At 66.2% G+C, this 18,770-nt stretch carries 12 protein-coding genes; 10 read left to right on the forward strand and 2 right to left on the reverse strand.

All coding sequences use genetic code 11. The features are described 5' to 3' along the window. Positions 1–117: 117 nt before the first annotated feature. From QSJ19_RS23540 to QSJ19_RS23555, 4 genes are all read left to right on the forward strand, one after another. Positions 118–801, forward strand: a complete 684-nt coding sequence (locus tag QSJ19_RS23540; RefSeq protein ID WP_286323445.1) for a hypothetical protein — start codon at positions 118–120, stop codon at positions 799–801. Next, positions 801–1,784: a hypothetical protein gene (locus QSJ19_RS23545; RefSeq protein WP_286323446.1), complete on the forward strand. Its 984-nt coding sequence runs from the start codon at positions 801–803 to the stop codon at positions 1,782–1,784. The genes QSJ19_RS23540 and QSJ19_RS23545 overlap by 1 nt, the downstream gene beginning before the upstream one ends. Positions 1,785–2,208: 424 nt before the next feature. Beyond that, positions 2,209–5,697, forward strand: a complete 3,489-nt coding sequence (gene rpoB / locus QSJ19_RS23550; protein WP_286323447.1) for a DNA-directed RNA polymerase subunit beta — start codon at positions 2,209–2,211, stop codon at positions 5,695–5,697. A gap of 45 nt (positions 5,698–5,742) precedes the next feature. After that, entirely contained in the window at positions 5,743–9,699 is a 3,957-nt protein-coding gene (locus tag QSJ19_RS23555) for a DNA-directed RNA polymerase subunit beta' (protein WP_286323448.1), read from the forward strand. Positions 9,700–9,814: 115 nt separating this feature from the next. Here QSJ19_RS23555 and QSJ19_RS23560 read toward each other — a convergent pair whose 3' ends face one another. Continuing rightward, the gene (locus QSJ19_RS23560) at positions 9,815–10,525 is read right to left on the reverse strand and encodes a TetR/AcrR family transcriptional regulator (RefSeq protein WP_286323449.1); all 711 of its coding nucleotides are present in this window, start codon (positions 10,523–10,525) and stop codon (positions 9,815–9,817) included. Positions 10,526–10,636: 111 nt separating this feature from the next. Here QSJ19_RS23560 and QSJ19_RS23565 point away from each other — a divergent pair, with 111 nt between their 5' ends. Beyond that, positions 10,637–12,091 carry an MFS transporter gene (locus QSJ19_RS23565; protein ID WP_286323450.1) on the forward strand — a complete coding sequence of 485 codons (1,455 nt, stop codon included), beginning with the start codon at positions 10,637–10,639 and terminating at the stop codon, positions 12,089–12,091. A 136-nt stretch (positions 12,092–12,227) separates the two neighbouring features. On the opposite strand, the gene QSJ19_RS23570 is transcribed toward QSJ19_RS23565, so the two are convergent. After that, positions 12,228–12,602, reverse strand: a complete 375-nt coding sequence (locus QSJ19_RS23570) for a VOC family protein (RefSeq protein WP_286323451.1) — start codon at positions 12,600–12,602, stop codon at positions 12,228–12,230. A 157-nt stretch (positions 12,603–12,759) separates the two neighbouring features. Between QSJ19_RS23570 and QSJ19_RS23575 the strand changes: the two genes are divergently transcribed. The 5 genes from QSJ19_RS23575 to QSJ19_RS23595 all read left to right on the forward strand — a co-directional run bounded on the left by QSJ19_RS23575 (position 12,760) and on the right by QSJ19_RS23595 (position 18,765). Beyond that, positions 12,760–14,421, forward strand: a complete 1,662-nt coding sequence (locus QSJ19_RS23575; RefSeq protein WP_286323452.1) for a flavin monoamine oxidase family protein — start codon at positions 12,760–12,762, stop codon at positions 14,419–14,421. Next, positions 14,418–15,239 carry a carbon-nitrogen hydrolase family protein gene (locus QSJ19_RS23580; RefSeq protein WP_286323453.1) on the forward strand — a complete coding sequence of 274 codons (822 nt, stop codon included), beginning with the start codon at positions 14,418–14,420 and terminating at the stop codon, positions 15,237–15,239. Before QSJ19_RS23575 ends, QSJ19_RS23580 begins: the two co-directional genes overlap by 4 nt. A 304-nt stretch (positions 15,240–15,543) precedes the next feature. Continuing rightward, positions 15,544–16,275 carry a hypothetical protein gene (locus QSJ19_RS23585; protein WP_286323454.1) on the forward strand — a complete coding sequence of 244 codons (732 nt, stop codon included), beginning with the start codon at positions 15,544–15,546 and terminating at the stop codon, positions 16,273–16,275. A gap of 352 nt (positions 16,276–16,627) precedes the next feature. Continuing rightward, on the forward strand, positions 16,628–17,800 hold the full coding sequence (locus tag QSJ19_RS23590) for a DNA polymerase IV (protein WP_286323455.1): 1,173 nt from the start codon (positions 16,628–16,630) through the stop codon (positions 17,798–17,800). Continuing rightward, positions 17,800–18,765, forward strand: coding sequence for an esterase/lipase family protein (locus tag QSJ19_RS23595; RefSeq protein WP_286323456.1), 966 nt, complete (start codon positions 17,800–17,802; stop codon positions 18,763–18,765). Before QSJ19_RS23590 ends, QSJ19_RS23595 begins: the two co-directional genes overlap by 1 nt. The last annotated feature ends 5 nt before the right edge of the window (positions 18,766–18,770 follow it).

Raw genomic sequence — 18,770 nt, forward strand, 5'->3', positions numbered from 1 at the left:
GCAGCAGCTCGCGGCATTGATGGGTGTGCACGAGAAGTGACCGCAAGGCCCTGCACAGGCCGGCGACATCTTGTCGCTTGGCCTGCTCTCAGGTGCCTCTGACTACAGTGACGGCCGATGACTAGCAACACACCGACAGCCTCGACACGAGGAGCCCACAACGGACCTACCGGCAGCAGCCCAGCAGACAGTGGCCGGGCCGGTAGGGGACAGGTGCTGGCCCTCGCGCTGGCGGTGCTCGCCGTGATCGTCGCCGCCGTGTGCGCGATCTGGTTCGGCTATCAGGGCTATCAGGCCTACTTCGTCCAGAAACCGATCCAGACCGCCCGCGACGGCGCCGTCGACGGCGCCGAGCAGGCCATCATCAACGTGACGACGGTGGACCCCAAGGACACCGCCGGATGGAAGAAGCGTGTGGACGGGTCTCTCACGGGCAAAGCCCGTGAACAGATCACCACGCAGGACGTCAGCAATCTCAACTCGATGATCACCCAGGCCGGCCCGCAGGCCGCCGCGCTGTCGTCGCGCCTGATCCGCAGTGCCCCGACCGAGGTCGACGCCGACGACGGCACCGCGAAGGTGCTCGTCTACGTGGCGGCGACCTCCAAGCGGGAGAACGAGGCCGGTGTCACACAGACCATGGGCTTCTCGGTCTCGATGACCGAGGAGGGCGACGACTGGAAGGCCAGCGACATCACTCCGCTCGAGTCGATGGCCTACCAGGATCCGGGTACCGCCGCCGGCGTGCCCGGCGGCGGGGGAGCCCCCGCCCCGTCGGCGACCCCCGGGGGAGGTAACTGATGCCCACGAACCCACGCCCACCGCGTAAGAAGACGAATCGGCCCGTCACACGCCGCATCGCGGGCCATCCGCGCCCGGGTGCGTCGGATTCCGTCGACCCGACCACCCCGACCACCCCGACCGCGGAGTCGAGCACCCCGACCACCCCGACCACCCCGACCACCCCGACCACCCCGACCACGGAGTCGAGCACCCCGACCACGGAGTCGAGCACCGAGTCCGTCGAGGACACCTCGACCCCGACCCCCGACGCGACCCCGCCTGCTGGTCGAGCAGCGCCGAGCGAGCGCAGCGAGTCCGACGCTGATCGAGACCACTCCGCCACCGCCGACGACACCACCCCCGACAAGCCCGCACCCACTGGCAAGACCCGCCCGGTGTCGCGGGTGTCCACCCTCCGTCCCGGCGACTCGTCGACCGCGAGCACACGCGCCGGGTCGGGCCCGCCGCAGAAGCAAAAGAAGAAGAAGTCGACATCGGCATCCGACCGACGACGCACCATCGGCATCCTCGCCGCGGTCGCGGCCCTCGTGGCCGTCTTCGCGGTCATCGCCGGTCTGCACCCCGGCGCCTCGATCGGCGCCAACAAGGCGTTCGTCGATCAGGCGGCCACCACCGAGCTCACCTCCCAGGTGCAGAGCAAGGCCTGCAACCTGACCGTCGACACCGTCGACGTCAACAAATGGGCGGACAAGGCGCGGTCGGTGCTCACCGGCACGGCGCTCAGCGACTTCGACAAGTACCTGCCGCAGCAGCGCGAGATCCTGAACCAGACCAAACAGGTCGCCGATTGTCGCGTCGAGTCCGTGGGCGTCGCCGACCTGTCCGGCGCCGACGACGGCGCCACCGCGCGTGTCGTCGTCAACATGATCGTCAGCCAGCAGCAGGCCGGTGTCGCCGGGCAGAGTGCGGCCCCGCGCTACCAGTTCGGGATGGTCCGACACGGCGACGACTGGCTGATCAGCGAGGTCGAGGCGTTCTGATCCGGCCTGCCCACAGATGACGGGGAACGTAACGCCGACCGTTACGTTCCCCGTCATCTGTGCTCACGTCGGCGACGACTCGCTGATCAATGAGGTCGAGGCGTTCTGATCTGGCATGACTTGCAGAAATTTCGCGCGTAGCGCTTGACGAACGGCCGTTGTCGGGCCACGCTGTCACCAGCGAATCACGTGCAGGCAGCCATCGGCGCGCAATTCGTTTCAGACGCCGCTTGACAAAGTGGGTCTATTTTCTGCTACAGTTGGACGTTGCGCTGGCTGCCTCCTGTCCACTTCACGATCCTTCCTCTGGCCACCTTTGCTGTGTGTGCTCGTGGTGATCGCCGAATCTCAGGTGTCACCGGCGAACGGCCCATCAAGCCAAGCACCGAGCTAGGTAGAACACTTCGTGTTGGAAGGACGCATCTTGGCACTCGACCGCCAGTCCACCTCAACCATCCCCGGCGCGCCCGCGCGCGCATCTTTCGCAAAGATCAATGAGCCACTGGAGGTCCCCGGCCTCCTCGACCTGCAGCTCGACTCGTTCGAGTGGCTCGTCGGCTCTCCCGAGTGGCGCGCCAAGTCGATCGCCCGCGGTGATGACAACCCGACCGGCGGACTCGAGGACATCCTGCACGAGCTGTCCCCGATCGAGGACTTCTCCGGCTCGATGTCGCTGTCCTTCTCCGACCCGCACTTCGACGAGGTCAAGGCCTCCGTCGAGGAGTGCAAGGACAAGGACATGACCTACGCGGCGCCGCTGTTCGTCACCGCGGAGTTCATCAACAACAACACCGGTGAGATCAAGTCGCAGACCGTCTTCATGGGCGACTTCCCGATCATGACCGACAAGGGCAGCTTCATCATCAACGGCACCGAGCGTGTCGTCGTCAGCCAGCTCGTCCGCAGCCCCGGTGTCTACTTCGACGCTGCGATCGACAAGACCACCGAGAAGACGCTGCACACCGTCAAGGTGATTCCCGGCCGTGGTGCTTGGCTGGAGTTCGACGTCGACAAGCGCGACACCGTCGGTGTCCGTATCGACCGCAAGCGCCGTCAGCCGGTCACCGTCCTCCTGAAGGCCCTGGGCTGGACGAACGAGGAGATCACCGAGCGTTTCGGGTTCTCCGAGATCATGATGTCCACCCTGGAGAAGGACAACACCGCCAACCAGGACGAGGCGCTGCTCGAGGTCTACCGCAAGCTGCGTCCGGGCGAGCCGCCGACCAAGGAGTCCGCGGAGAACCTGCTGGAGAACCTGTTCTTCAAGGAGAAGCGCTACGACCTGGCCCGCGTCGGCCGCTACAAGGTCAACAAGAAGCTCGGCCTGACCGACAACCCGATGGTCGGCGAGGGCGTCCTCACGCGTGAGGACATCGTCGCGACCGTCGAGTACCTGGTCCGCCTGCACGAGGCCGATCCGCACACCACCACCTACATGACCGTCCCCGGCGGCGTGGAGGTCCCGGTGGAGGTCGACGACATCGACCACTTCGGCAACCGTCGCCTGCGTACCGTCGGCGAGCTGATCCAGAACCAGATCCGCGTGGGCCTCTCGCGCATGGAGCGTGTCGTGCGTGAGCGCATGACCACCCAGGACGTCGAGGCGATCACACCGCAGACCCTGATCAACATCCGTCCCGTCGTGGCGGCGATCAAGGAGTTCTTCGGCACCAGCCAGCTGTCGCAGTTCATGGATCAGAACAACCCGCTGTCGGGCCTGACCCACAAGCGTCGTCTGTCGGCGCTGGGGCCCGGCGGTCTGTCGCGTGAGCGTGCCGGCCTCGAGGTCCGCGACGTCCACCCGTCGCACTACGGCCGCATGTGCCCGATCGAGACCCCCGAGGGTCCGAACATCGGTCTGATCGGTTCGCTCTCGGTGTACGCGCGGGTCAACCCGTTCGGCTTCATCGAGACCCCGTACCGCAAGGTCGAGAACGGTGTCGTCACCGACGACGTCAAGTACCTGACCGCCGACGAGGAGGACCGCTACCTCGTCGGGCAGGCCAACACCAACTACGCCCTCGACGGCCGTATCACCGACGAGCGTGTCCTGGTCCGCAAGAAGGGCTCGGAGGTCGAGTTCGTCGGCGCGAACGAGGTCGACTACCTCGACGTCTCGCCGCGACAGATGGTGTCGGTCGCGACCGCGATGATCCCGTTCCTCGAGCACGACGACGCGAACCGCGCCCTGATGGGTGCGAACATGCAGCGTCAGGCCGTGCCGCTGGTGCGCAACGAGTCGCCGCTGGTCGGTACCGGCATGGAGCTGCGCGCCGCGGTCGACGCCGGCGACGTGGTCGTGTCCACCAAGACCGGTGTGGTCGAGGAGGTCTCCGCCGACTACATCACCGTGATGGCCGACGACGGCAGCCGCGACACCTACCGGATGCGCAAGTTCGCCCGCTCGAACCACGGCACCTGCGCCAACCAGCGTCCGATCGTGGACGAGGGTCAGCGCGTCGAGACCGGTCAGGTCCTCGCCGACGGTCCGTGTACCGAGAACGGTGAGATGGCGCTGGGCAAGAACCTGCTCGTCGCGATCATGCCGTGGGAGGGTCACAACTACGAGGACGCCATCATCCTGAGCCAGCGGCTCGTGGAGGAGGACGTGCTCACCTCGATCCACATCGAGGAGCACGAGATCGACGCCCGCGACACCAAGCTCGGCGCCGAGGAGATCACCCGGGACATCCCGAACGTCTCCGACGAGGTCCTCGCGGATCTCGATGAGCGTGGCATCGTGCGCATCGGTGCCGAGGTCCGTGACGGCGACATCCTGGTCGGCAAGGTCACCCCGAAGGGCGAGACCGAGCTGACCCCGGAGGAGCGGCTGCTCCGCGCGATCTTCGGTGAGAAGGCGCGCGAGGTCCGCGACACGTCGCTCAAGGTGCCGCATGGCGAGACCGGCAAGGTCATCGGCGTCCGCGTCTTCAGCCGCGACGACGACGATGATCTGGCCCCCGGCGTGAACGAGCTCGTGCGTGTGTACGTCGCTCAGAAGCGCAAGATCCAGGACGGCGACAAGCTTGCCGGCCGGCACGGCAACAAGGGCGTCATCGGCAAGATCCTCCCGCAGGAGGACATGCCGTTCCTGCCCGACGGCACCCCGGTCGACATCATCCTGAACACCCACGGTGTGCCCCGTCGTATGAACATCGGTCAGATCCTGGAGACCCACCTCGGGTGGGTCGCCAAGGCCGGCTGGAACATCGACGTGGCCAGCGGCGTGCCCGACTGGGCGTCGAAGCTGCCCGAGGAGATGTACTCGGCGGAGCCCGACACCAACACCGCCACCCCGGTGTTCGACGGTGCCCGCGAGGAGGAGCTGACCGGTCTGCTGTCCTCGACGCTGCCGAACCGCGACGGCGAGGTCATGGTCAACGGCGACGGCAAGGCGACGCTGTTCGACGGTCGCTCCGGCGAGCCCTTCCCGTACCCGGTGTCGGTGGGTTACATGTACATCATCAAGCTGCACCACCTGGTCGACGACAAGATCCACGCGCGTTCGACCGGTCCGTACTCGATGATCACGCAGCAGCCGCTCGGTGGTAAAGCGCAGTTCGGTGGTCAGCGCTTCGGTGAGATGGAGTGCTGGGCCATGCAGGCCTACGGCGCCGCCTACACCCTGCAGGAGCTGCTCACCATCAAGTCGGACGACGTGGTCGGCCGCGTGAAGGTGTACGAGGCGATCGTCAAGGGCGAGAACATCCCCGAGCCGGGCATCCCCGAGTCGTTCAAGGTGCTTCTCAAGGAGCTGCAGTCGCTCTGCCTCAATGTCGAGGTGCTCAGCAGCGACGGCGCGGCCATCGAGATGCGCGACACCGACGACGAGGATCTCGAGCGCGCTGCGGCGAACCTGGGAATCAACTTGTCGCGCAACGAATCCGCGACAGTCGACGACTTGGCCAACTGACTATCACCGACCAGCAACATCTGACAGAGCCACGAAAGGTAACAAGTGCTCGACGTCAATTACTTCGATGAACTGAAGATCGGTCTCGCCACGGCCGATGACATCCACAACTGGTCATACGGTGAGGTCAAGAAGCCGGAGACGATCAACTACCGCACGCTCAAGCCCGAGAAGGACGGCCTGTTCTGCGAGAAGATCTTCGGGCCGACCCGCGACTGGGAGTGCTACTGCGGCAAGTACAAGCGCGTGCGCTTCAAGGGCATCATCTGTGAGCGCTGCGGCGTCGAGGTGACCCGTGCCAAGGTGCGTCGCGAGCGGATGGGCCACATCGAGCTGGCCGCCCCGGTCACGCACATCTGGTACTTCAAGGGTGTGCCCAGCCGTCTGGGCTACCTGCTGGACCTGGCGCCGAAGGATCTCGAGAAGATCATCTACTTCGCCGCCTACGTGATCACCTCCGTCGACGACGAGCTGCGCCACGCGGAGCTGTCGACCCGTGAGGCAGAGATCGAGGTCGAGAAGAAGGCACTCACCGATCAGCGTGATGTGGACCTGAACGAGCGTCAGCAGAAGCTCGAGCAGGATCTCGCCGAGCTCGAGGCCGAGGGTGCCAAGGCCGATGTGCGCCGCAAGGTGCGTGACGGTGCCGAACGCGAGATGCGTCGTATGCGCGATCAGGCGCAGCGTCAGCTCGACGAGCTCGAGGAGATCTGGGACCGCTTCGTCAAGCTGAGCCCAGGTGAGCTGATCATCGACGAGAAGCTCTACCGTCAGCTCGACGAGCGTTTCGGCGAGTACTTCGCCGGTGCGATGGGCGCGGAGGCGATCAAGAAGCTCCTGGAGAACTTCGACATCGACGCCGAGGCCGATTCGCTGCGCGAGACCATCCGCAGCGGGAAGGGTCAGAAGAAGCTGCGTGCGCTGAAGCGACTGAAGGTCGTCGCGGCGTTCCAGCAGTCCGGCAACTCGCCGCTGGGCATGGTGCTCGACGCCGTGCCGGTGATCCCGCCGGAGCTCCGCCCAATGGTGCAGCTCGACGGTGGCCGCTTCGCGACCTCCGACCTCAACGATCTGTACCGCCGTGTCATCAACCGCAACAACCGCCTCAAGCGACTGATCGACCTCGGTGCACCCGAGATCATCGTCAACAACGAGAAGCGGATGCTGCAGGAGTCGGTGGATGCCCTGTTCGACAACGGTCGTCGCGGCCGTCCGGTCACCGGACCGGGCAACCGTCCGCTGAAGTCGCTGAGCGATCTGCTCAAGGGCAAGCAGGGACGTTTCCGTCAGAACCTGCTCGGCAAGCGCGTCGACTACTCGGGCCGTTCGGTCATCGTCGTCGGCCCGCAGCTGAAGCTGCACCAGTGCGGCCTGCCGAAGTTGATGGCCCTCGAGCTGTTCAAGCCGTTCGTGATGAAGCGCCTGGTCGACCTGAACCAGGCGCAGAACATCAAGTCGGCCAAGCGCATGGTCGAGCGTCAGCGTCCCGCGGTGTGGGATGTCCTCGAAGAGGTCATCGCCGAGCACCCCGTGCTGCTCAACCGTGCTCCGACGCTGCACCGCCTCGGCATCCAGGCCTTCGAGCCACAGCTGGTGGAGGGCAAGGCCATCCAGCTGCACCCGCTGGTCTGTGAGGCGTTCAACGCCGACTTCGACGGTGACCAGATGGCCGTGCACCTCCCGCTGTCCGCGGAGGCGCAAGCCGAGGCACGCATCCTCATGCTGTCGTCGAACAACATCCTGTCGCCGGCGTCGGGCCGTCCGCTCGCCATGCCGCGTCTGGACATGGTGACCGGTCTGTACTACCTGACCACCCTCAAGGAGGGTGCGGCAGGCGAGTACGCGCCGGCGAGCTCCGACGACGTCGAGCGCGGTGTCTACTCGACCCCGGCCGAGGCCATCATGGCCGTCGACCGCGGTGCGCTCACCGTGCAGTCGCGCATCAAGGTGCGTCTGACCGACCAGCGTCCGCCCGCCGACATCGAGGCCGAGCAGTTCCCGGACGGCTGGACCTACGGTCAGCCGTGGGACATCGAGTCGACCCTGGGTCGCGTGCTGTTCAACGAGTTGCTGCCGGTCGAGTACCCGTTCGTCAACGAGCAGATGCCGAAGAAGCGTCAGGCCGTCATCATCAACGACCTGGCCGAGCGGTATCCGATGATCGTGGTCGCGCAGACCGTCGACAAGCTCAAGGACGTCGGCTTCTACTGGGCCACCCGTTCGGGTGTCACCGTGTCGATGGCCGACGTGCTCGTGCCGCCGGCAAAGAAGGAGATCCTCGACAAGTACGAGGAGCGCGCCGACGGTCTGGAGCGCAAGTTCCAGCGCGGTGCGTTGACCCCGGAAGAGCGTCGTGACGCCCTGGTGGAGATCTGGAAGCAGGCCACCGAAGAGGTCGGTACCGCGATGGAGGCCCACTACCCGGACGACAACCCGATCCCGATGATCGTGAAGTCGGGTGCCGCGGGCAACATGACCCAGATCCGCTCGCTCGCCGGCATGAAGGGTCTGGTGACCAACCCGAAGGGTGAGTTCATCCCGCGTCCGATCAAGTCCTCGTTCCGCGAGGGCCTGACCGTGGCCGAGTACTTCATCAACACGCACGGTGCTCGAAAGGGTCTGGCCGACACCGCTCTTCGTACCGCCGACTCGGGTTACCTCACTCGTCGTCTGGTGGACGTGAGCCAGGACGTCATCGTTCGCGAGACCGACTGCAACACCGAGCGCGGCATCATGACCACCATCGCCGAGAAGCAGGCCGACGGCACGCTGATCCGCGATGCGCACGTGGAGACCTCCACCTACGCCCGCACGCTGGCCGCCGACGCGGTCGACGAGAACGGCACGGTGATCGTCGAGCGTGGTCACGATCTGGGTGATCCGGCGATCGAGGCCCTCCTCGGTGCGGGCATCACCGAGGTCAAGGTGCGGTCGGTGCTCACCTGTGCGACCGGCACCGGCGTCTGCGCCATGTGCTACGGCCGTTCGATGGCCACCGGCAAGCTCGTCGACATCGGCGAGGCCGTCGGCATCATCGCGGCCCAGTCGATCGGTGAGCCCGGGACCCAGCTGACGATGCGTACCTTCCACCAGGGTGGCGTCGGTGACGACATCACCGGTGGTCTGCCCCGTGTCCAGGAGCTGTTCGAGGCCCGCGTGCCGAAGGGCAAGGCGCCCATCGCCGAGGTGTCCGGTCGGGTGCGGCTCGAGGACGACGATCGTTTCTACAAGATCACCATCGTCCCCGACGACGGTTCGGAAGAGGTCGTCTACGACAAGATCTCCAAGCGCCAGCGTCTGCGTGTCTTCAAGCACGACGACGGCAGCGAGCGTCTGCTCGCCGACGGCGACCACGTGGAGGTCGGTCAGCAGCTCATGGAAGGTGCTGCCGATCCGCACGAGGTGCTGCGCGTGATGGGTCCCCGTCAGGTGCAGGTGCACTTGGTCAACGAGGTCCAGGAGGTCTACCGCAGCCAGGGTGTGTCGATCCACGACAAGCACATCGAGACGATCGTTCGTCAGATGCTGCGTCGCGTGACGATCATCGATTCCGGTGCCACCGAGTTCCTGCCCGGATCGCTCACCGAGCGTTCCGAGTTCGAGTCGGCGAACCGTCGCGTCGTGCAGGAGGGTGGCGAGCCCGCCGCCGGTCGTCCGGTGCTCATGGGTATCACCAAGGCATCGCTGGCCACCGAGTCGTGGCTGTCGGCGGCGTCGTTCCAGGAGACCACGCGTGTCCTGACCGATGCGGCCATCAACAGCCGCAGCGACAAGCTGATCGGTCTCAAGGAGAACGTGATCATCGGTAAGCTGATCCCGGCCGGTACCGGCATCAACCGGTACCGCAACATCCAGGTGCAGCCGACCGAAGAGGCACGTGCCGCGGCCTACGCGGTGCCGTCCTACGACGACACCTACTACAGCCCGGACGGCACCTTCGGTGCTCCCGCCGGTGCTGCGGTGCCGCTGGACGACTACGGGTTCTCCAACGACTACCGCTGACCCGTTTCCGTAGTACGAACACGCGTCTAGCGCGGGTATCTACTACGAAATCGACAGGCAGACAACGGCCCCCGCACTCTGAGAGTGCGGGGGCCGTTGTCGTCGTATCGGCGCGTCAGGGAGCGCCGGTCGCGGGCAGTCCGGCGTCGAGCCGGATCCCGTCCAGCAGCAATTCGAGACCGGCGCGGAACTGGTCGATGTCCTCGTGGCCGTCGAACTCGTCGACGATGAAATGCATGAACGGATACTCGTCCCGATCGAGCGCACGCCACTCGTCGGCGATACCGTGCAGGTAGTCCGCCGCGGCGACCTCGCCGTCGACGACCTCTTTCGGTGGTTCCTGACCGAGGTCCGCGGCTACCCCGATCACATACCCGAGAACGGCCGACACCGCGTGAAAGGTCTTGCGAGGGGACAGTTTCAACCGCATCATCTGTTCCCCGAGCCGTTCGTAGAAAACGAGTCCGTTGGCCTGGATGGTCGTGTTCCGCATGAAATACGCCGCGAGCCACGGTCGTTCGGCGACAGTGGTGAACAGTGACAGCGCGAGGGTGCGGACGTTGTCGAGTGGATCAGCGTCGGGGGCGAGTTCGACGGTGTCCTCCAGGACCGCGGCGATGACGCGGTCGGTCGCGAGGTTGAGCAGTTCGTCCTTGTTGGATACGTACCAGTAGATGCTGCCGACCCCACCGCCGAGCCGGGCCGCGAGGGCCCGGAACGTCAGCGCCGGCTCTCCGGCCTCATCGAGCAACTCGACCGCCGCGTCGACGACGGCCTCGAGTGAGTGGGAGACGCGTCGCCGGGAGCCGCGTCGTTCAGGTGCCATGCCATCTATCCCATCACACCGCTGTCAGGAGCCTTGCGCCGCATCGAACGACGTTCTATTGTCGAACTCTGTTCGAAACTCGAACAACGTTCGATGAAAGGAGGTGCAGCGATGACCTCGATGACCGAATCGCTTCCCGGCCGGACCTATACGTCTCTGCGTGCCGCATGGATTCCTCTCGCTGCCCTGTGCCTGGCCTTCTTCGTGGAGATGGTCGACAACACACTTCTCACCATCGCCCTGCCGACGATCGGTCGCGATCTCGGTAGCGGCACGACCGCTCTGCAGTGGGTGACCGGCGCCTACTCGCTGACCTTCGGGGGACTGCTGCTCACCGCCGGTTCGGCCGCCGACCGGCTGGGGCGGCGCCGGGTGCTGCTCGTCGGCCTCGCCGCCTTCGGCCTGATCAGCCTGCTGGTGATCTGGGTCCACTCGCCGGGCGAGCTGATCGCCCTGCGTGCCGCCCTCGGTGTCGCCGCCGCGGCGATGGCACCGATCACCAACTCCCTGGTGTTCCGCCTGTTCGAGGCGGAGGATCTGCGCATGCGCGCGATGACGCTGATGATCGTCGTCGGTATGAGCGGATTCATTCTCGGCCCGCTGCTCGGCGGTACCGCTCTGGCCCACGTCCGGTGGGAGTGGCTGCTTGTCGTGAACGCGCCGATCGCGCTCATCGCGTGGATCGGGGTGCGCATGGGCGTGGCGGCCGACAGTCCGGAAGATCTGACGGGTGATCGGCTCGACCTACCCGGCGCGGTCCTGAGCATCGCGACGATCGGTCTGGCGTGTTACACACTGACCAGCGGTGTCGAGCACGGCTGGGCATCGATCGTCACGGTCGGATGCGCGCTGGGCGCCGTCCTCGCACTCATCGCGTTCGTCTGGCACGAACGACGGACCGCGCAACCGATGCTCGATCTGACCGTCTTCGCCTCCGGTACGGTGCGTGGCGCGGCGATTGCTCAGATCGGGACCTCGATCGCGATGGCCGGGGTGATGTTCGGCCTGATCCTGCACTTCCAGTACGCCTTCGGGTGGAGTCCGGTGAAGGCCGGACTCGCGAACCTGCCGATGATCATCACGATGATCGCCGCGACGCCGATATCCGAGGGCCTGGCAAAGAAGTTCGGTCACCGGATCGCGTGCCTCGTCGGCGCCGTACTGCTCGCCGGTTCGCTCGCGGGTCTGGCATGGGGCGTGGACCACGGCTATCTGGCCATCGCGGTGTTCATGGCGACGCTGACGATCGGCCTGCGGACGGTCATGACGATCTGTGCGGTCGCCCTCGTCGATGCGATGCCCGAGAACCGGACGTCGATCGGCGCCGCGCTCAACGACACCGCACAGGAGGTGGGCACGAGCGTCGGGACGGCCGTCGTCGGAACCCTCATCGCCGCACTGGTGACCGTCAGTCTGCCGACCGGTGTGTGGAGCAGCGACCTCGTCACGTCGTTCTTCCACGGGGAGCGGATCACATATGCCGCACTCGCGGTGGTCGTCGGGCTGATCGCCGGGTGGGGTGCGCTGACACTCACCAACTCGCACTCGGCCGAGGAAGCCCACTGACCGGCCCCGATTCTGACCGACCCCCCGAAATCTGTAGTACGAACCCGCCTCAGGCGCGTGTTCGTACTACGGAATCGGGGCAGGCGGCGTTGGGACTGCTCTCGTATCGGTGCCTCGCGAGCCGGGTCAGCTCACGTCAGTTCTGGCACCGGTATGGCAGATACTGCACGTTCCAGTGGTTGCCGTCCGGATCGTCGAAGTAGACGAAGTGCCCCCACGCCTGCTCGTCGACGTCGCTGGCGTCGACACCGGCGTCGAGGAGATGCTTGCGTGCGACGTTGATGTCGGAGACACAGAGCATGAGCGTGCCCGGATTCGGCGGACCGCCGTCGACGATGCCCGTGCCGAAGGCGATCGAGCAGTTCGAGCCGGGGGGAGTCATCTGCACGAACCGGATGTCGTCGGTGGGCGACTGATCGTGATCGGGATTGAAGCCGATCCTGGTGTAGAACTCCTTGGCCCGATCGACGTCGCTGACGGGGAGAAACGCGACCTCGAGTGTCCAGTCCATGATGGTGCCTCTCTGCGAAGGGGGATGTTCGATCTCGACAGAACCCAGTGTGCGCCACAATGCGGACGACTTCGGTCCTCAATAAAGCGGCCGACGACGATTCGCCACGCCGGTGACGAGCCGGGCGGCGCCGATCGATCGGCAATACGCTGAACGCGTGCACCCTGACCGGCCGGTGACCATCTTCGGTCCCGACTTCCCGTTCCCCTACGACGACTGGATCACGCACCCGGCCGGGATCGGTTCGGTTCCATCGGACGCGCTGGGCACCGAGGTCGCCGTGATCGGCGCGGGCATGGCCGGGATGGTCGCCGCGTACGAGTTGATGAAGATCGGGCTGCGACCGGTCGTGTACGAACCCGAGCGCATCGGCGGCCGCCTGCGTTCCGAGCACTTCGTCCCCGGCGAACCAGAGGTGGCCGAGCTCGGCGGGATGCGTTTCCCGGCGTCGTCGTCGACGTTCTTCCACTACGTCGACACCTTCGGACTCCGCACGCGGCCGTTCCCGAATCCGCTCACCGCCGCCGCCGGGAGTACGGTCATCGACCTGGGCGGTGAGACGCTCTACGCCCGCACGCTCGACGACCTGCCGCCGATCTACACCGAGATCGAGACCGCCTGGGACAGTGCGCTCGAGCGGGTCGCGGGGTTCTCCGCTCTGCAGGACGCCATTCGCGAGCGTGACACCGCGACGCTCAAGGCGTTGTGGAACCGGCTGGTCGTGGACTGGGACGACCGCAGCTTCTACGACTTCCTGGCCACCTCCGACGAGTTCGGTTCCTTGTCGTTCCGGCATCGAGAACTGTTCGGGCAGGTCGGATTCGGCACCGGCGGTTGGGATTCGGACTTCGCGAATTCGATGCTGGAGATCTTGAGGGTGGTCGTCACCAACTGTGACACCGATCAGCACCTCGTCGTCGGCGGCGCCGAACAGGTACCGCGCAAACTGTGGTCCGACTCGCCGGCCACCATCCGGCACTGGCCGGTCGGCACCAGCTTGTCCTCGCTGCACAGCGGGGTGCCCCGGGCCGGGGTGGCGTCGCTACGGCGCCTCGGACCCGACCGTATCGAGGTCGTGGATCGCTGGGGTGACTCCCGGGTGTTCCCGGCGGTCGTCGCGACGTGCCAGGCATGGCTGTTGTCGACCGAGATCGAGTGCGACGAGAGCCTGTTCAGCCAGGACCTGTGGATGGCCCTCGACCGCACCCGCTACATGCAGTCGTCGAAGACCTTCGTCATGGTCGACCGGCCGTTCTGGACCGACCGTGACCCGGCGACCGGGCGCGACGTCCTCAGCATGACGCTGACCGACAGGCTCACCCGCGGGACGTACCTGTTCGACAACGGTCCCGACCGTCCCGGCGTGATCTGCCTCAGCTACACCTGGATGAGCGATGCGCTCAAGGTGTTGCCGCATCCGGTGGAGAAGCGGGTGTCGTTGGCGCTGGATGCATTACGCAAGATCTATCCCGACGTGGACATCGCCGAGCACATCGTGGGGCGCCCGCTGACCGTGTCCTGGGAGGCCGAACCCCACTTCCTCGGCGCGTTCAAGGGCGCGCTGCCGGGACACTACCGGTACAACACGCGGATGTACGGGCACTTCCACGGCCAGGGCCGGCTGCCCGTCGAGGAACAGGGGATCTTCATCGCCGGCGACGACGTCTCGTTCATGCCCGCCTGGGTCGAGGGTGCGGTGCAGACCGCGCTCAACGCGGTGTGGGGCGTCATGCATCACGTCGGAGGTACCTCGCATCCGGACAACCCGGGTCCGGGCGACCGGTACGTCGACCTCGGCCCGATCGACGTCGGTCCGTGAGCGAACGAGCGATGACGGCCGACGACGAGCGCCTGCGGATCGCCCTCTGGCAGTGTGAACCTCGGCCGGGTGCGCCGGGGGAGAACCTCGACCGCCTCGATGCGGCGGCCGCCGACGCCGCCCGCCGCGGAGCGGACTTGATCGTCACGCCCGAGATGGTGGTCCCCGGCTACGACATCGGCGCCGTGCGGGCGCGAGAACTGGCCGATCCGCCCGATGGGCCGATCGCGGATCGCGTCCGTGTGATCGCCGCCCGCCATCGGATCGCCGTCCTCTACGGCTGCGCCGAACTCGACCCGGACGGATCGGTGTACAACGCCATCCGGCTCGTCGACGCGGAAGGCATCGGGTCGGCGACTCACCACAAGACACATCTCTTCGGCGACCTCGACCGCCGGATGGTGGCGTCCGGGTCCGCGAGGCCCCCGGTGGTCGAGGTCGCCGGATGGCGATTTGGTCTTCTGACGTGTTACGAGGTCGAGTTCCCCGAGCTCGTCCGATCTCTCGCGCTGCGCGGCGCCGACGTCGTGTGTGTGCCCACGGCCAACATGATCGAGTACGACGTCGTCCAGGACGTGCTCGTCCGCGCACGTGCCGTCGAGAGCCAGGTCTTCGTGGCGTACGCGAACTACTGCGGCTCCGAGAACGAGCTGATCTACGGCGGACGGAGTGAGATCGTCGCTCCCACCGGTGATGTCATCGCGGTTGCTGATCGTGCACCGGACCTCGTCGTCGCCGAACTCGACCGAGCCACCCTCGTCGAATCGCGACGTCGATTTCCCTATCTCGAGGATCGGCTGCCGGACCTTTACACGTGAGTCAAACTGTGCCGCAAAGGATCCTTTGCCGTGGATCAGCCATCGCGAGCTGAGTGGATCTCTGGACAGCGACGCCAAGTTACTCTACGGTAGCGATGCGTATCGCACCTTACTCGCGAGTAGGGGGTCGGCGATGGCGCCAACATCGGAAACGCTCGTTGTCAGATCGTTTGTCCGGCAACGGGTTCGGTTCCGGTCACGTTTCGGTGGCCGACGACGGTCGACCGGATCGCCAATCGTCATGCGCACATGCCGGGGCGTAGGTCATGACGTCACATCGTCAGACGTCGAACGAGGGGGACTCATGCCCGACACACTCACGCGCCGTTCACGCGCCCGCGTCGACGACGGGCTCCGCCGCGCGACGGCCCTGCTCGAGGCCATCGAGGTGGCGGAACTCGTCGTCATCCCGGGTCTCGATGCACTGCTGGACGCGCCGCAGGAGTTCGATCTGACCTTCGATGCCTCGATCTCACTGTCCGGGATGCTGCGCAAACACAGTCAGCGCATCGGCATACTCTCGCAGATGCTCATCGAGGACCTGCACGAGAGGCGCTGCGGTCCAGGCATTCTCGAGCGCGTGCCGGCGGCGTTGCCGGTGCGCGCCGTCCGGTACATCGCCGGACAGGCACGGTGGTCGATGGACCCGCATGGTCTGGACCTGGTCCGGATTGCTTTCGCGTTCGTCGCCGTCCATGCGCTCACCGATCCGACGAATTGTGGAACCTCCTCGCGTGCACTGCATCTGCGCCCGAGGCCGCTGCACGACGACCGCGCTTTGTTCCGGCGCGTTCTCGCCGATGCGCGCGTGGCACTCGACCCGTCGACGCGCGACCTGCTCTCGATCCACATCAGCAAGGCGAGCGCATTCTTCGCCTATCCGGACGCGCTGCGGTGGTCACGGTTGTTCGGAGCCGACGCGCACGACGTGGGGATGTCGTCATCGCTGCTCGCCTACAACCCGGACGCGCTGCGCGAGGCCTGTCGCGGGATCGGTCTGGACACCACGACGCTGCGGATCGCGGCGCGTCACTGACCGGTCCCGCAGTGGGTTTGCGTGGGTTTGTCAGTGCCGCAGGCCATTGTTGACAGCGAATATGACCCGTACCACTGGACAGTGCGGGGTTTCTGCTCTAGCGTGCTACGCATCGGTAACCTACTGCTTGGTAACCGCGACACGGTGAGAGATCAGAGCACGTCAGAGGGGATTTCGGCGGTGACTGACGGCAGCGCGTCGCAACGTTTCCACGTCGACGCAGGGGAGGGCGTCGCTCGCGGGGTCGGGCCGGGCCGGTCGGCTGCCTCGGCAGTGCGACCGGTCCGACCCGAATGTTCGACCGCCGCTCGCGTGACCGCGGCAAAGGTGGCCGGCGCAGTACGCTTGACCGGTGGCCGAGACACCACGACGGTACCGATGGCTGATCCACGTCGACCTGGACCAGTTCCAGGTCTCCGTCGAGAGGTTGCGCAGTCCGGAGCTCGTGGGCGTCCCGGTGATCGTCGGGGGCAACGGAGATCCCACCGAGGCGCGCAAGGTCGTCACCTGTGCGTCCTATGAGGCGCGGGACGTCGGTGTCCGTGCCGGGATGCCGCTGCGGGCCGCTTACCGCAAGATGCCCGACGCCGTCTACCTGCCCCTCGACGTCCCCGCTTACGATGTCGCCTCGGCGGACGTGATGAACGCATTGCGTCAGTTCGGACATCCCGTCGAGGTATGGGGGTGGGACGAGGCGTACATGGGCGTGCAGGCCGTCGGCGGCATGCGCTCGCATGACAACGCCGATGCCCAGGCCGTTGCCTCCGATGCCTCCGCCGATTCCTACGATCGCGTCACGATCGGCACTCTCGCCGAACGGATTCGGGCCGTGGTGTTCGAGTCCACCGGATTGCGCTGCTCGATCGGCGTCTCCGACAACAAGCAACGCGCCAAGATGGCGACCGGCTTCGCCAAGAAGCCCGACCCGGAGTCGGCGGCCCTGGCTCCGTTCCGGATCGAGAGGGTCTTCGAACTCGACGAGCAGAACTGGTTGCCGCTCATGGGAGATCGTCCCTGTCGCGACCTGTGGAGCGTCGGACCGAAGACCGCGGCGAAACTCACCGCTCGTGGTGTCGACACCGTCCATCAGTTGATCGCCACACCGCGCGAGGACCTGATCGAGACCTTCGGGCCGCATCAGGGCAACTGGCTCTACGTGTTGTGTCGCGGCGGCGGCGATTCGACGATCACGCCGGAGCCCTGGCTGGCCCGCTCGCACTCCAAGTCGCGCACGTACCCGGTCGACATGACAGATCTCGATGAGATGCTCTCGGCTGCACGGGAACTCACTGCGGAGCTCGTCGATCAGGTTCTCGCTGAGAGGCGCGAGGTCTTCCGGGTCGCGGTGACCGTACGCACCACCACCTTCTGTACGCGGACGAAGTCGAGGAAACTGCCGGCGCCGACGATCCGTTACGACGACATCGTCCCGGTGATCGACGGCCTGCTCGGGGATTTCGAGATCGACCGTCCGGTACGGCTTCTCGGGGTTCGATGCGATCTGGTGACACCGGAAGACGAGTGATGCGGTTACGCGGCGCCCTGATCATCGCGGTGACGGTTCTCGCCGCCGCGGTCGGCGTGGTGTCGGCGCCGGGCGCCGCCGCGGCATCACCGTCACCTCCACTACCCGTGCAGTACGACTTCACTGCCGGCATCCGCGCCGAACTCGCACACCCGGGCGGGTCGCTGCCCGGAACCAACGACCGGGGTTGTCGGCCGTCGGCGCGGCATCCGCGTCCGGTGATCCTCGTACACGGTAGTGGTGGTGGGCGACAGACGAACTGGGCCACTCTCGCACCGGTGCTCGCCAATGCGGGCTACTGTGTCTTCGCCCCGACCTACGGCGCGTTGTCGACCGTGTGGCCGGCGTCCGCGCTCGGCGGCCTCGGACCGAAGCTCGACAGCGCCTGGCAGATCGCGGGATTCGCCGACCGGGTGAGGGCGACGACGGGATCCCGGCAGGTCGACATCGTGGGTCACTCACTGGGCACCGAGATCCCGACGTACTGGATGAAGTATCTCCGCGGACGCGGCAAGGTCGCCCACTATGTGTCACTGGCGCCCTACTGGCGGCAGGGTCCCGATTCCGACGACGACCGTGGCGAGGCCATCGACGACTTCCGGCACGCGCTCGGGATTCGCGACGCGCCGCGACCACCGTGTCCCGACTGTGTCGCGCCGCCGCGTGACCTCTCGTTCAATCAGGCGGTCCGGCAACCCACTCCGTACCTACCCGGTGTCGCGTATACGAACATCGTCACCCGCGACGACGAGATCGTCACCCCCTACTCGAGCGGCATCCTGGCCGGTCCGCCCGGCACCGACGTCCGCAACATCGTGGTGCAGGACGGCTGCCCGATCGACCGGTCCGACCACGCGTCGATCACGTCCAATCGACGGAGCGCGGCGCTGGTGCTCGGTGCACTCGACCCTGCACATGCGCCGCCGGTGCCGTGCGTCGCGGTGCCGCCCTACACGGGAGCCTGAACAGG

The sequence above is a fragment of the Gordonia sp. ABSL11-1 genome, assembly GCF_030315685.1.
Taxonomy (GTDB): Bacteria; Actinomycetota; Actinomycetes; order Mycobacteriales; family Mycobacteriaceae; genus Gordonia.